The sequence below is a fragment of the Pseudomonas sp. GG8 genome (genome assembly GCF_052976945.1).
Window position 1 is genome coordinate 254,086 of sequence record NZ_JBRIIP010000001.1, and the last position, 13,583, is coordinate 267,668.

Consider the following 13,583-nt stretch of genomic DNA (forward strand, 5'->3'; position numbering starts at 1 on the left):
CCGTGATCGCGTGGTATCCGTCAATCCAGCCCCAACTTTTTCAGCCGATAGCGCATGGACCGAAACGTCAGGTTCAGGCGTTGGGCGGCGGCGGTGCGGTTCCAGCGGGTTTCTTCCAGGGCCTGGAGGATGAGTTTGCGTTCGACGCTTTCCAGGTAGTCTTCCAGGTTGTCGATCTCGGCCAGGTTGGGGCCGTCGGGGTCGTGGGCGCTGGGTGAGTCGGCCAGGCGCAGGTCGCTGGCGTCGATCTGGTCGTTGTCGCACAGGGTGTAGGCGCGTTCGAGTATGTTTTCAAGCTCGCGCACATTGCCTGGGAATCGATAGTTTTTCAGGGTATCCAGCGCGTGTGCGTTGAGCTTCGCCTCAGGCTGTCCCGAGCCGTCGGACAGGCGTCGGAGGACGTTATCGGCGAGTTGGCCGATGTCTTCCCGGCGCTCGCGCAAGGACGGTACGCGCAGTTCGATGACGTTCAGGCGGTAATACAAATCCTGGCGGAAACGCCCGGCAGCGACTTCGGCGCTCAGGTCTTTGTGGGTCGCGCAGAGAATGCGCACGTCCACCACCAACTCTTGCTGTCCACCCACGCAGCGCACGGCTTTTTCCTGGATCACGCGCAGTAACTTGACCTGCATGGCCAACGGCAGGTCTGCGACTTCATCAAGGAACAGCGTCCCGCCGTTGGCAGCCTGAAACAATCCGGGCTTGTCCTCGACCGCACCGCTGAAGCTACCTTTACGATGGCCGAAGAACTCGCTTTCCATGAGTTCAGAAGGAATGGCGCCGCAGTTGACCGGAATAAAGGGTTGGCTGATGCGCGGACCTTGCTCGTGAATCAAGCGTGCCACTAGCTCTTTGCCGCTGCCCGATTCGCCACTGATGTAGATCGGAGCCTGACTGCGGGCCAGTTTGCTGATCTGGTTGCGCAGTGCACGCATGGGCGGCGAGTTGCCCAGCAAGCGGCTGTCGATGCTGCTGCTGTCAGTTGTGGTCGGTGGGTGCAGGCGCAGGGCGCTGGTCACCAGTTCGCGGAGGAGGGTGAGGTCCACCGGTTTAGTCAAAAAGTCGAAGGCCCCGGCTTTTAGTGCATTGATAGCGGTGTCGAGGCTGCCATACGCTGTAATCATCGCCACTGGCACCTGCGGGTGACGTTGCTGGATGTGCTGCACCAGCTCCAGGCCATTGCCATCGGGCATGCGCATGTCCGTCAGGCACAGGTCGAAAGGCTCGCGCAGCAGCCAGTCACGCGCTTCTTTGACGTTGCGCGCGCTGCGGGTGTCGAGCTTCATCCGCCCCAGCGTGATCTCCAGAAGTTCGCGGATATCCGGTTCATCGTCGACGATCAGGATTTTTTGCCGTGTGCTCATGTTCAACTCAGTTTGAGCGGATGGGCGAAGGTGATGCGGAAACAGCTCCCGCCACCTTCCCGGGGACTGTAATCCAGATGTGCTTGATTGCTTTCGCACAGCTCGCGGGAAATATAAAGGCCCAGCCCGGTGCCTTTGTTTTCCGTGGTGAAGAAGGGTTCGAAAATCTTTGTCAGATGCTCGCTGGCCACGCCGGGGCCGTCATCGAGCACTTCCAGGATCGGCAAGTCGCTGATCGGATCGTGACACAGTTTTAGCCAGACCTGCGCCTGTTCATTGACCTTGGCGCTATACCGTAATGCGTTCTGCAGCAAGTTGGTCAGCACCTGCGTCAGTTGCTCGGGGTCCATGCGCGTCGTCAGGGTCCCAATGCCAATGTCGACATGCAACTGCTGGTTGGTCGTGGCGGCACTGCGAAAATCGCTGAGAAACGGCTCCAGCCAGTGCCTGACATCGAGCCGCTGCGGTTCGGCCTGGCGTCGGCGAGACAGTTGCAGGACGTTTTCAATCACCAGATTCATCCGCCGGGATTGATCGTGGATGATCTGACCCAGGCGCAGGTCAGGCGCCGTCAGGTCCTCTGATTCTTTGAGCAGTTGGGCGGCATGGCTGATGGCACCCAGTGGATTACGAATTTCGTGGGCGATACCGGCGGTCAGGCGGCCTAATGCGGCGAGCTTGAGTTGCTGGGCCTGTTGGGATATCTGCGACAGGTCCTCGAGAAAGATCAGGGTGTGACGCCGTTCGTCGCGATTGAGGGCGATGAAGCTTGGTTGCAGCACCGGGCCGAGGGACGTCGCCACACTCTGCGGACGCAACATCGGGTTGATCTGCCATTGCTGCAGCCGGTCGACCAGCGGTGGGCAATAGTCGTCGATGGTTTTGCCGATCAGGTGTTCCTGGCCCAGCAGGGTCAGGGCGCCGTGATTGGCCAGCAGCACCTTGCGTTGGGCGTCGAGCACCAGAATGCCGGTGCGCATGCGTTGCAGGATCAACGCGTTGAGTTCTTCGAGGTTGTCGACATCTGCCGCGCGTTCTTTTGCCAGCGACTCGCTAAGGTGCAGGCGATGGGTCAATGCCTGTACCAATAACGCGGCGGCAAAGCACATGGCGCCCAGCGAGCCAGCCTGGAGATAGTGGTTGTACGCCGACGGTCGATTGAAGCTGAGATAGAAGGTCAGGTAAATGATGCCGATGGCTGCAACCGCGGCAATCAACAACCCAGTGCGCCCTCGCAGCAATATGTTGCTGATGGCGACCGATGCAATCAGCAGGTTGCCGATGCCGCTGGGTGCGCCACCGCCTGCGTAAAACAACGCCGAAAGCATCACGACATCGGCCAGCGCCAAGCTGAATGTCTGTACAGCATTGTTCGGTCTGTCCAGCAGCACGACGACCAGGATATTGAAAACCAGATACAGCCAGCAACCTGTCCTGAACAGGATCGGGTTGGCCAGCTCCAGCAGGTCATCATCCAGATTGCTGGAGATCATCAGGACCAGCGTGATGCCGATGACCAAACGATAAAGGTGATAAAGCCGCAGGATACGCTGGGCCTGATTGCCGCTCAGTGAGAGTGTCTCAGCGGTCACGAGAGCCTGGGCCTTGTTCCAGGTGTGTCTGGCTGCAGTACCACTGTTTCCCCGCGTTCGATTCCAGGCTCAACGCACGGTCACGGGGCAAATGGACGCCGCAGTGGGCGCAGCGGACCATGGGCTCGGCTGCGATTTCAGGCGATTCTGCCTGTTTGGAGGGCGCAGGGTGTTTACCTATTCGTTTGAAGAAGTGCATCGCCGCCGCGATTAAGGCGATCAATAAAATTAAGCGTACGAAGATACCCATGTCTACCAGCTTTCTGATTGAAGATTCGGCAGTGTAGCCAAGGAGCTGTCGGGCGCACAGTGGAGAAATGCCCAATAAAAAAAGAGACCCGAAGGTCTCTTTTTTCAATACGACTGAATCAGTCGAAAATACCCAACGTCATGTAGCTGAACCACGAGCGGTCTTTGCTGTTGCCTTCCGCTTGATGATTCTGCTCGTCGACCTCGTCCTGATTGGCAGGCAGCAGTTCCGAAGGAATAGCGTCCTTGGCATCTTGGTACTGTTTGAGCACGTCCTGGTTGGCGCGAGTTTCACCTGGCGGCAACGGCGTATTGGTGTTGATCAGGCCTAGGGTTACCTTCGACAGCCATGAGCGGTTGTCTTCGTCGGCGATCTGCGGCACGAACTGACCATCGACCAGGCTTGGATGGTTCGGGTAGTTCAGCTTGAGGACTTCCAGGCTGCTGGCAGCCAGTTCGTCCAGGTGCATATGCTGATAGGACTCGATCATCACTGCCAAGCCATCGCCGACGGACGGCGTTTCCTGGAAGTTCTCGACCACGTAGCGACCACGGTTGGCGGCTGCAACGTAAGCGTGACGGGTCAGGTAGTAGTCCGCGACGTGGATCTCATAGGCAGCCAGCAGGTTGCGCAGGTAGATCATGCGCTGCTTGGCATCCGGCGCATAACGGCTGTTGGGGTAGCGGCTGGTGAGCTGGGCGAACTCGTTGTAGGAGTCGCGGGCAGCGCCCGGGTCACGCTTGGTCATGTCCAGCGGCAGGAAGCGAGCCAGCAGGCCAACGTCCTGGTCGAAGGAGGTCAGACCCTTCAGGTAGTAGGCGTAGTCGACGTTGGGGTGCTGTGGGTGCAAACGAATAAAACGTTCAGCGGCAGACTTCGCAGCCTCCGGCTCACCGTTTTTATAGTTGGCGTAGATCAGCTCCAGCTGTGCCTGATCGGCATAGCGTCCAAAGGGATAACGCGACTCCAGTGCCTTAAGCTTGTTGCTTGCACTGTTGTAGTTGTTGTTGTCCAGGTCGGCCTGCGCCTGCTGGTACAGCTCGACTTCGCTCAGATTTTCGTCGATGACTTCTTTCGATGAACAAGCAGCGGTGAGTGCGAGGATGGCGATCAGCAGCAGGTGTTTCACTTGCATGGCGGCTAGCGTCCCTATGACGGCCCGCTGTCTTGGGCGGGGCCGTCCTGTTATGATGGGCACCCCGTGAAACCCCGGGGCAAAAGACGCCGTATTTAACCACAAGCGCGCAGCCGAAACCAAAGGCTACGCCGCAGCCTAGTCTGAGCATGTCCGAGAATATAGAACTCCGCGCAGAGGTGCCGTCCGAATTGGGCGGTCAACGCCTCGATCAAGTCGCCGCACAATTATTCGCTGAGCACTCGCGCTCGCGCCTTTCCGCCTGGATAAAAGACGGCTGCCTGACTGTGGACGGAGGCGTTTTGCGCCCACGTGACATCGTTCATGGCGGCGCTGTTCTGCAACTGTCCGCAGAGCAGGAAGCCCAAGGTGAATGGGTGGCGCAGGATATTGAGCTCGATATCGTCTACGAGGACGATCAAATCATGGTGATCAACAAACCTTCCGGTTTGGTGGTTCACCCCGCAGTGGGTCATGCCGATGGCACGCTGCTTAACGCTCTACTGCACCACTTTCCGGACATCGTCAATGTTCCGCGCGCTGGCATCGTGCACCGTCTGGACAAGGACACCACTGGTCTGATGGTGGTGGCCAAGACAATCCAGGCGCAGACCCAGTTGGTGACGCAGTTGCAGAATCGCAGCGTCAGCCGGATCTATGAATGCATCGTCATTGGTGTTGTCACCGCAGGTGGCAAGATCGACGCACCGATCGGCCGTCACGGCCAGCAGCGTCAGCGCATGGCGGTCATGGAGGGTGGTAAGCAGGCGGTGAGTCATTACCGGGTGCTTGAGCGTTTCCGTTCCCACACCCATGTAAGGGTCAAGCTGGAAACCGGTCGTACTCACCAGATTCGCGTGCACATGGCGCACATCAACTTCCCGTTGGTCGGTGATCCCGCCTACGGTGGTCGCTTCCGTATTCCGCCTGCTGCCAGCGTGACCATGGTCGAATCGTTGAAACATTTCCCGCGTCAGGCGCTGCATGCGCGTTTCCTGGAGCTGGATCATCCGACGACCGGTAAGCGAATGAAGTGGGAATCGCCGCTGCCAGACGATTTTGTCTGGCTGTTGTCGCTGCTGAAGCAGGATCGCGAGGCGTTCATCGGGTGAACACGTTCGTGACGGATTGGCTGATCCCTGACTGGCCTGCGCCGGCAGGGGTCAAGTCGTGCGTCACCACCCGTGTGGGCGGCGTCAGTCAGGCGTCGTTCGACAGCTTCAATCTGGGTGATCACGTTGATGATCGCCCTGAGTCGGTGGCTGCCAATCGTCAGCATCTGACATCCAGCCTGAATATCCAGCCTGCCTGGCTACGCCAGGTGCACGGTGTCGTCGTTGCTCAAGCCGATCCTCTTTGTGTTGTCGAAGCTGATGCCAGTTGGACGATGACTCCAGGTGTCGCGTGCACCATCATGACCGCGGACTGCTTGCCAGCGCTGTTTTGTGATCGTGCGGGCAGTCGTGTCGCGGCGGCCCATGCCGGTTGGCGTGGGTTGGCTGCTGGTGTACTGGAAGCGACGGTCGATCATTTGGCGGTGCCAGCGAGCGATATTCTTGTCTGGCTCGGCCCGGCCATTGGTCCGCAAGCATTCGAAGTCGGACCGGAAGTTCGTGAAGCTTTTATAAGCACTCATCCCGAAACTGCCCAGGCATTTGTGCCAAGCCTCAATGCCGGTCGCTTTATGGCCGACATCTATGCCCTGGCGCGTCTGCGTCTGGCGGCATGTGGTGTGACGGCGGTGTATGGCGGCGGCTTCTGCACGGTCAATGATCCACGCTTTTATTCCTATCGCCGGAGCGCTCGCACCGGTCGTTTCGCCTCTCTGGTCTGGATTGACTGAGTCGACTACGCTCACTCATCATAATTGCTGACTTACGTCAATTAAACAGCGCTTGAATCCTGCAAAATCGACCGCATCTAATGGGCAATCCAGCAGGTTTTCTTCATAGGTGTGTCCATCGCTCCGGCCTGCTTAATAAGGAAGGTAACTAATGCGTATAGACCAGTTAACCAGCAAATTGCAGTTGGCTTTATCTGATGCTCAGTCCTTGGCTGTGGGGTTAGATCATTCGGGCATCGAGCCGGCGCACTTGATGCAGGCGCTGCTTGAACAGCAGGGCGGTACGATCAGGCCGCTGCTGATGCAGGTCGGCTTTGACATCAACAGCCTGCGTAAGGCGTTGAGCAAAGAGCTCGACCAACTGCCGAAAATCCAGAATCCTACCGGCGACGTGAATATGTCGCAGGATTTGGCGCGTCTGCTCAATCAGGCTGATCGCCTGGCGCAGCAGAAGGGCGACCAGTTCATCTCCAGCGAGTTGGTGCTGCTGGCGGCAATGGACGAGAACAACAAGCTTGGCAAGCTCTTGCTGGGCCAGGGCGTTAGTAAAAAGGCCCTTGAAAATGCCATTACCAATCTGCGTGGCGGTGCGGCGGTCAATGATGCCAACGTCGAGGAGTCGCGTCAGGCGCTGGATAAATACACCATCGATCTCACCAAGCGCGCCGAAGAAGGCAAGCTCGACCCTGTGATCGGTCGTGATGACGAAATTCGTCGAACCATTCAGGTACTGCAGCGCCGGACCAAGAACAACCCGGTACTGATCGGTGAGCCTGGCGTGGGTAAAACCGCGATTGTCGAGGGCCTGGCCCAGCGGATCGTCAACGGTGAAGTGCCGGATGGCCTTAAAGGCAAGCGCGTGCTGTCGCTGGACATGGGCGCGCTGATTGCCGGCGCCAAGTTCCGTGGTGAATTCGAAGAGCGGTTGAAAGCGCTGCTGAACGAGCTGTCGAAGCAGGAAGGTCAGATCATCCTGTTCATTGATGAACTGCACACTATGGTCGGCGCCGGTAAAGGTGAAGGCGCGATGGATGCGGGCAACATGCTCAAGCCTGCGCTGGCTCGCGGCGAGCTGCACTGCGTCGGCGCGACCACGCTCAACGAATACCGCCAATATATAGAGAAGGACGCAGCCCTTGAACGGCGCTTCCAGAAAGTGCTGGTGGATGAGCCAAGCGAAGAAGACACCATCGCGATCCTGCGTGGCTTGAAAGAGCGCTACGAGGTTCACCACAAGGTTGCTATTACTGACGGCGCGATCATTGCGGCGGCCAAGCTGAGTCATCGCTATATCACTGATCGTCAATTGCCGGACAAGGCCATCGACTTGATCGACGAAGCGGCCAGCCGCATTCGGATGGAAATCGACTCCAAGCCGGAAGTGCTCGACCGTCTTGAGCGGCGCCTGATTCAACTCAAGGTCGAATCCCAGGCCCTGAAAAAAGAAGACGACGAAGCCGCAATCAAGCGTCTGGAGAAACTTCAGGAGGAAATCGCCCGGCTTGAGCGTGAGTACGCCGATCTCGAAGAGATCTGGACCTCGGAAAAAGCCGAGGTTCAAGGTTCGGCGCAAATTCAGCAGAAAATCGAACAGTCGCGTCAGGAGTTGGAAGCGGCCCGTCGTCGTGGTGATCTGAATCGGATGGCAGAGTTGCAGTACGGGATCATTCCTGATCTGGAACGCAGCCTGCAGATGGTCGATCAGCACGGCAAAAGCGAAAACCAGTTGCTGCGCAGCAAAGTGACCGAAGAAGAGATTGCAGAAGTCGTGTCCAAGTGGACCGGGATCCCGGTCTCGAAAATGCTCGAAGGCGAACGCGACAAGCTGCTGAAGATGGAAAGCCTGTTGCACCAACGTGTGATTGGCCAGGACGAAGCCGTGGTCGCGGTATCCAACGCAGTGCGGCGCTCGCGTGCAGGGTTGTCCGACCCGGATCGTCCGAGCGGTTCGTTCCTGTTTCTCGGCCCTACCGGTGTCGGCAAGACGGAGCTGTGCAAGGCGCTGGCCGAGTTCCTGTTCGATACCGAAGAGGCGATGGTGCGTATCGACATGTCCGAGTTCATGGAGAAGCACTCCGTGGCCCGCCTGATCGGTGCGCCGCCGGGCTACGTGGGTTATGAAGAGGGCGGTTACCTTACCGAAGCTGTGCGACGGAAGCCTTATTCAGTGATCTTGCTGGATGAAGTGGAAAAGGCTCACCCGGACGTGTTCAACGTGCTGCTGCAGGTGCTTGAGGATGGTCGTCTGACCGACAGTCACGGGCGCACGGTGGATTTCCGCAATACCGTGATCGTGATGACTTCCAACCTGGGCTCGGTGCAGATCCAGGAGTTGGTCGGTGATCGCGAGGCACAGCGTGCGGCGGTGATGGACGCGGTCAGTTCGCACTTCCGTCCAGAGTTCATCAACCGTATCGATGAAGTCGTGGTGTTCGAGCCATTGGCGCGCGATCAGATTGCTGGCATCGCCAACATTCAGCTCGGCCGTTTGCGTGGTCGTCTGGCTGAGCGCGAGCTGAAGCTGGAGTTGAGCGCCGAGGCACTGGATAAACTGATCGCGGTGGGTTACGACCCGGTGTACGGCGCACGGCCTCTGAAGCGTGCAATACAGCGCTGGATCGAAAACCCGTTGGCGCAGTTGATTCTGTCCGGGCGCTTCCTGCCTGGCGCCACCGTGACCGGTACTGTGGTTGGCGACGAGATTACTTTCGGCTGATTCGTTCATTACCTCTATATAGAAGGACCCTCCTCGTGAGGGTCTTTTTATCAGCGCGGCATAAGGGGCAAGAAACCGAGATATCAGGTGTAAGCGCGGCGATCCTAAAAAAATCGCAAATCATTGTCTTAAATGCAGTTTTAAGGGTTGACAGTCTTTTTTAAAATTGTAGAATAGCGCGCCTCAGAGACGCGAACGTAGCGATGCAAACGGGTCATTGAGGCTGAAATAAGCAGTTAATTCAGCGCTGTAGTTGTAGACGTTACGTCTGAAATGCATAGTTCCGCGATAGCTCAGTTGGTAGAGCAAATGACTGTTAATCATTGGGTCCCTGGTTCGAGTCCAGGTCGTGGAGCCATTTTCATCAAGATGTAGCTGTATTATCGGGGTATAGCGCAGTCCGGTAGCGCGCCTGCTTTGGGAGCAGGATGTCAGGAGTTCGAATCCCCTTACCCCGACCATTTTTGGGTCGTTAGCTCAGTTGGTAGAGCAGTTGGCTTTTAACCAATTGGTCGTAGGTTCGAATCCCACACGACCCACCATTTTTGGCTTCAAGGTAACCCTTGAAGCCGAATCTTATAGATCTGATGCCATGAGTATCAGGTCGCAAGACAGCTTGTTGAGGTGTCTTTAAAGTTTCAACCGGGGTATAGCGCAGTCCGGTAGCGCGCCTGCTTTGGGAGCAGGATGTCAGGAGTTCGAATCCCCTTACCCCGACCATATTCTACTCAGGCTGTACATGAGTTGAAGATCAAGGCCAGATGCCATGCGCATCGAAGCCAAATAAAAAAGGCGTCCTTCGGGACGCCTTTTTTTATGCCTTTGATTTGAGGGGTAAGCAGGGTATCTACGGCCTCGCGGGCAGAGGCTGGGGCTTTTGATCTGCATGTAGGAGCTGACTTGTCTGCGAATAAGCCCGGCACGAGCTTCCGGCGGGGCTGGGTTTGACCCACAACTTGCGCTTGCGCGGTGAGGGTCAAGACGGTATTCACAAGGGATCAGCGCTTTTCTGATTTTGATAGGGCTGACTTCTCTGCGAAAGGGCAGCTCATAGCGTCAGATAACTCAACAAACGGCTCAACAGGCCCAGACCAATCACCACGATCAATACCACTGCAAGGAGCAGCCAAGGCTTGAAAGGCCTGCGCTCGACGGTGTGCACGGGTGTTTGCAGATACTCTTCGACACGTTGTTGATCTTCAGGGTTTAGGCGGCTGGTCATTTGAGCCTCATTCGGTCGGCGAAAACACATGAGTGGGAGTCTAGTCGTGAAAACCGGACTCTCTGAGCGTCAGGCATGAATGATCTAAAGGGGTTCGACGCACAGGGTGTCGTCCAGGCGAATAATTCCGCTTTGCAGCACCCGTGCGGTGATTCCGCCATGGCCGCGTAAGGCTTGAAAGGTGCCGTGTCCCAAGCGTTGCTCGAGCCGGGCGCAGGGTTGGCACCAGCCGGTGGTTTCCAGAATCGCCTGGCCGACTTTGAAGCGCCGTCCCTTGAGGCTGAACAGATTGATGCCGCTGATCACCAGATTGCGTCGCAGGTCTTGGGGCACGATGGGGTGTTTCTCCGTGCGGCTCATTAACGAGCTGACCACCGCCAGATGTTCCCACTGGATCAGCGTCACTTGCCGTGCGTTACGCGGGCCTGGCCGCGAATGATCGCCCGTCAGGCCAGCCTCGCGGCGTGCTTCCACCGCTTCAAGCTCAATCATGTCGATACGGGATTCGGGGCGCACGCCAATCCAGCGGACCAGGCCCTGTTGAGGGACATCCGCCAACAGTGCTTGCAGTGGGCTGGTCTGTAACGGGTTCATAAGCTGATTCCAACATCGAAAACGACACTGCGACCTAGATTGGTTCGCAGGAAATCCGGTGCATCCGGGTGTGCGAACAGTACGCGGGCGAAGGTTGGTCCGACCAAGGATAACGAGCGCCAGCCTTGGCGCAGGTATTCAGTGGGCGGCGGGAAATGACTGTTCAGATCGAGCACTTCACGCTTGAGGCTGGCGAAAGCAATGATGTCCAGTTCGCCCAGGTCCAGCCCGCGTTCGCGGTAGTTGTGTGCTTTTTTACGCAAGGTGGGTGCGAGGCGCTGCAACAGCTCATGGGCCGCAATGCGCTTGGGTTTCGCCTCGCGCCGCACCAATTGGCTTAACGAAAACGCACTGCGCCGCCGCTGTAATTCTTCGCGCCACTCGTCGTTCAACCGACGGCCTTCATCGAGAACAAAGAACACTTCGAAACTCGCATCGCGAAACAGCACGTCTGGCGGTTCTTGCCCGGCCGGGGTGAAGTCTTCATTGCGGTGCGTGATGTTCAGGCCTTGCAGCAAACGCTGGCAAACCCAACGCTCACGCTCCCACTTACGCGCATTGGAGAGGAACGCGTTGGCTTGTTCGGCCTGGACCGTAAGCAGGCGTAAATAATCTGAGTCATCCATGAGCCAAGCTTAGCGTTCATTTGAGTCCTGAAAAATAGAGTCTCTCAGACTTTTTACCGAGTAGCCCCTGCCTGCGGCGTTAGGCTTACGGTAAAGATTGAGGCTCATCCGTCTTCAGGACTTGGATTCGAAGAGGTTGTTTGAGTGGTTGGAATGGAAAGTTGCGTCCGTGAAATTTAAATGATAGTTTTTCATGAAATTATTAAATAATAATTTCACAGGCGCCTGTATGTTTCAGCAATCGACCCAGCACATTGCCAGCTATTACGCTCATCCTTTGGAGCGCCCGGCATGAACAAGCAAGAAGAAATCGCTGCCTTGGCGATCCTTATTCACGATTTACGCAAGCACAAGAAATACACCCTGAAGGAACTCGCAGACAAAATCGGTCGTTCTGTCGGCTTTCTCTCGCAAGTCGAGCGTGGCTTGTCACGGCCCACCGTGGCTGACTTGACGGCGATCAGTGAAACCTTTGGGGTACCGACCACCTATTTTTACAGTTTGCCAAAACTCAAGGAGTTGCCTTGGGTTACCCGGCCGGATGAGCGACGCACGCTGTATTACGCCAACGGGATTACCGACATTTTGGTTTCGCCGAAGATGAAGGCCGCCTTCTCCATGCTCGAAAGCCAACTGGAGGCTGGTGCCAGCAGTGGCGAGCGGCACTTGAGCGATAGCTCCGAGCAGGGCGGCTATGTTCTGGAAGGCGAGTTGACGCTGTGGCTGAAGGATGACGAGGCGCCGGTCACCTTGTACCCCGGCGACAGTTTTCAACTGGCCAGCCATGCCCATTGTCGCTACGGCAACCTCACCGATCAGCTCACCCGGGTTCTCTGGGTTTACACCTGATAACACCGACAAAAATCAAAGGAAGAACAACGATGGATGCTGAGTGCTCTGATCTGCTGGCTGAGGTTCGTGCTTTTCGCCAACGCTACCCCGAGGTGCGTTACGTCGACCTGATTTCCCTGGACATTCCCGGGCATTTTTACGGCAAGCGCTATCCGCTGGATATGCTTGAGAAAGTCGCCGCGGGCAGTGCCCTTAAACTGCCGCAGAACTGCGTGCTGCTGGGTGTCCAGGGCGGGCTGTTCAAGATTGGCGACTACTGCTTCAACGACGGCGACCCGGATGCCCGTCGCCGTCTGGTGCCCGGCACACTCAAGCCAGTGAGCTGGGAAGCACAACCCTTGGGGCAGATGTTGATTACCTCCGATGGTACCGAGGCGCCTATCGAGTTCGAACCGCGTGAAGTCCTGGCACAGGTGCTGGATCGCCTGCGCAGCAAGGGTATTCACCCTGTGGTGGCCTTCGAGCTGGAGTTCTATTTGTTCGATAAACAGCTGCGCGACGGACAGCCACAGTTCCCACGCGATCTGTTGACGGACGATGCCGATGATCAGCCGAATATGCACATCGAACGCTTGTCGCGTTTTGCTCCGGTGCTCGATGACATGGTCGAGACGGCGCGGGCCCAGGGCATCGATACCACGGTGATCACGGCCGAGCTAGGCCCGGGTCAATTCGAGATCAACTTTGGTCACCTTGATGACGGCCTGCGTGCCGCCGACTGGGCCGCTTTGTTTTGCCGCAGCACTCGCGGTGTCGCCCTCAAGCACGGTTACCGCGCCAGCTTTATGGCCAAGCCGTATTTGCAGCACCCGGGCAGTGGCATGCACGTACATGTCAGCCTCTACGATGAAAAGGGCAATAACCTGCTGGCAGCCAACCAACAACAAGCGCTGCGTCATGCGGTGGCCGGTTGTCTGGAGCTGCTACCCCATTGCATGCCAATCTTCGCACCTAACCAGAATGCCTTTCGCCGTCTGGGCGGCACAGTGAACGCAGCGACGCGGGCCAGTTGGGGTTTTGAGGATCGCGATGCCTGTGTGCGGATTCCCGAGTCGGACCCGCAGAACCTGCGAATCGAATATCGTCTGGCCAGCGCCGACGCCAATCCTTATCTGGTTCTGGCGGCGATCCTGATCGGGCTGGAGAACGGCTTGGCCAACGGCCATGAACCCATCGCGCCACTCAACGAAGACCGGAGCAGCGGCATCGACTTTCCGCTGGAAATACTCGACGCAGTGCGTGCCATGCAAGACGAACCACGGATCCGCGAGAGCCTGGGCGCGGAGTTTGTCGACGTCTACTGCGAGAATAAGCGCCAGGACCACTTGGCCTTCATGCAAGAAATCAACGCGCGGGAATACCGCTGGTACCTGTAAACGACGGCTGATG

Annotated in this window: 12 protein-coding genes and 4 tRNA genes; 9 read left to right on the forward strand and 7 right to left on the reverse strand. The window is 57.4% G+C overall.

Going from position 1 to position 13,583, the window contains the following annotated elements; genetic code table 11:
* Positions 1-20 precede the first annotated feature (20 nt).
* The 4 genes from ACVBEG_RS01290 to ACVBEG_RS01305 all read right to left on the reverse strand — a co-directional run bounded on the left by ACVBEG_RS01290 (position 21) and on the right by ACVBEG_RS01305 (position 4,341).
* On the reverse strand, positions 21-1,364 hold the full coding sequence (locus ACVBEG_RS01290; protein WP_322181988.1) for a sigma-54-dependent transcriptional regulator: 1,344 nt from the start codon (positions 1,362-1,364) through the stop codon (positions 21-23).
* Positions 1,365-1,366: 2 nt separating this feature from the next.
* Positions 1,367-2,956, reverse strand: coding sequence for a sensor histidine kinase (locus tag ACVBEG_RS01295; protein WP_322218022.1), 1,590 nt, complete (start codon positions 2,954-2,956; stop codon positions 1,367-1,369).
* A complete protein-coding gene (locus ACVBEG_RS01300; protein ID WP_322182870.1) occupies positions 2,946-3,206 on the reverse strand; it encodes a PP0621 family protein in 261 nt (86 codons plus the stop codon). The genes ACVBEG_RS01295 and ACVBEG_RS01300 overlap by 11 nt, the downstream gene beginning before the upstream one ends.
* Before the next feature lie 118 nt (positions 3,207-3,324).
* Entirely contained in the window at positions 3,325-4,341 is a 1,017-nt protein-coding gene (locus tag ACVBEG_RS01305) for an outer membrane protein assembly factor BamD (RefSeq protein ID WP_322181984.1), read from the reverse strand.
* 149 nt (positions 4,342-4,490) lie between these two features.
* Between ACVBEG_RS01305 and rluD the strand changes: the two genes are divergently transcribed.
* From rluD to ACVBEG_RS01340, 7 genes are all read left to right on the forward strand, one after another.
* A complete protein-coding gene (gene rluD, locus ACVBEG_RS01310) occupies positions 4,491-5,453 on the forward strand; it encodes a 23S rRNA pseudouridine(1911/1915/1917) synthase RluD (RefSeq protein ID WP_219062582.1) in 963 nt (320 codons plus the stop codon).
* An 8-nt stretch (positions 5,454-5,461) separates the two neighbouring features.
* Positions 5,462-6,184, forward strand: a complete 723-nt coding sequence (pgeF, locus tag ACVBEG_RS01315; protein WP_330201020.1) for a peptidoglycan editing factor PgeF — start codon at positions 5,462-5,464, stop codon at positions 6,182-6,184.
* A 151-nt stretch (positions 6,185-6,335) separates the two neighbouring features.
* Positions 6,336-8,900, forward strand: coding sequence for an ATP-dependent chaperone ClpB (gene clpB, locus ACVBEG_RS01320; RefSeq protein WP_322181981.1), 2,565 nt, complete (start codon positions 6,336-6,338; stop codon positions 8,898-8,900).
* Positions 8,901-9,182: 282 nt separating this feature from the next.
* Positions 9,183-9,258, forward strand: a tRNA-Asn gene (locus tag ACVBEG_RS01325).
* Between the two features lie 26 nt (positions 9,259-9,284).
* Positions 9,285-9,361 (forward strand) — tRNA-Pro (locus tag ACVBEG_RS01330).
* Between the two features lie 5 nt (positions 9,362-9,366).
* Positions 9,367-9,442, forward strand: a tRNA-Lys gene (locus ACVBEG_RS01335).
* A gap of 101 nt (positions 9,443-9,543) precedes the next feature.
* Positions 9,544-9,620 (forward strand) — tRNA-Pro (locus ACVBEG_RS01340).
* Positions 9,621-9,948: 328 nt separating this feature from the next.
* Here the strand turns inward: ACVBEG_RS01340 and ACVBEG_RS01345 are convergent.
* The 3 genes from ACVBEG_RS01345 to ACVBEG_RS01355 all read right to left on the reverse strand — a co-directional run bounded on the left by ACVBEG_RS01345 (position 9,949) and on the right by ACVBEG_RS01355 (position 11,342).
* A complete protein-coding gene (locus ACVBEG_RS01345) occupies positions 9,949-10,122 on the reverse strand; it encodes a DUF3094 family protein (protein WP_322181978.1) in 174 nt (57 codons plus the stop codon).
* An 84-nt stretch (positions 10,123-10,206) separates the two neighbouring features.
* On the reverse strand, positions 10,207-10,716 hold the full coding sequence (locus ACVBEG_RS01350; protein ID WP_323566312.1) for an MOSC domain-containing protein: 510 nt from the start codon (positions 10,714-10,716) through the stop codon (positions 10,207-10,209).
* Positions 10,713-11,342: a DUF1780 domain-containing protein gene (locus ACVBEG_RS01355; protein ID WP_322181974.1), complete on the reverse strand. Its 630-nt coding sequence runs from the start codon at positions 11,340-11,342 to the stop codon at positions 10,713-10,715. The genes ACVBEG_RS01350 and ACVBEG_RS01355 overlap by 4 nt, the downstream gene beginning before the upstream one ends.
* 291 nt (positions 11,343-11,633) lie before the next feature.
* Between ACVBEG_RS01355 and ACVBEG_RS01360 the strand changes: the two genes are divergently transcribed.
* Both ACVBEG_RS01360 and ACVBEG_RS01365 read left to right on the forward strand, forming a co-directional pair.
* Positions 11,634-12,191, forward strand: coding sequence for a helix-turn-helix domain-containing protein (locus ACVBEG_RS01360; RefSeq protein ID WP_322181972.1), 558 nt, complete (start codon positions 11,634-11,636; stop codon positions 12,189-12,191).
* A 32-nt stretch (positions 12,192-12,223) separates the two neighbouring features.
* Positions 12,224-13,570 (forward strand): glutamine synthetase family protein, encoded by a 1,347-nt coding sequence (locus ACVBEG_RS01365; RefSeq protein WP_322181970.1) that lies wholly within the window; start codon positions 12,224-12,226, stop codon positions 13,568-13,570.
* Positions 13,571-13,583: the final 13 nt, after the last annotated feature.

Excerpts from the sequence above, each read along its gene's own strand:
- ACVBEG_RS01290 (WP_322181988.1), bottom strand. The coding sequence starts at position 1,364 with ATGAGCACACGGCAAAAAATCCTGATCGTCGACGATGAACCGGATATC.
- ACVBEG_RS01300 (WP_322182870.1), bottom strand. The coding sequence starts at position 3,206 with ATGGGTATCTTCGTACGCTTAATTTTATTGATCGCCTTAATCGCGGCG.
- ACVBEG_RS01305 (WP_322181984.1), bottom strand. The coding sequence starts at position 4,341 with ATGCAAGTGAAACACCTGCTGCTGATCGCCATCCTCGCACTCACCGCT.
- rluD (WP_219062582.1), top strand. The coding sequence starts at position 4,491 with ATGTCCGAGAATATAGAACTCCGCGCAGAGGTGCCGTCCGAATTGGGC.
- clpB (WP_322181981.1), top strand. The coding sequence starts at position 6,336 with ATGCGTATAGACCAGTTAACCAGCAAATTGCAGTTGGCTTTATCTGAT.
- ACVBEG_RS01345 (WP_322181978.1), bottom strand. The coding sequence starts at position 10,122 with ATGACCAGCCGCCTAAACCCTGAAGATCAACAACGTGTCGAAGAGTAT.
- ACVBEG_RS01350 (WP_323566312.1), bottom strand. The coding sequence starts at position 10,716 with ATGAACCCGTTACAGACCAGCCCACTGCAAGCACTGTTGGCGGATGTC.
- ACVBEG_RS01355 (WP_322181974.1), bottom strand. The coding sequence starts at position 11,342 with ATGGATGACTCAGATTATTTACGCCTGCTTACGGTCCAGGCCGAACAA.
- ACVBEG_RS01360 (WP_322181972.1), top strand. The coding sequence starts at position 11,634 with ATGAACAAGCAAGAAGAAATCGCTGCCTTGGCGATCCTTATTCACGAT.
- ACVBEG_RS01365 (WP_322181970.1), top strand. The coding sequence starts at position 12,224 with ATGGATGCTGAGTGCTCTGATCTGCTGGCTGAGGTTCGTGCTTTTCGC.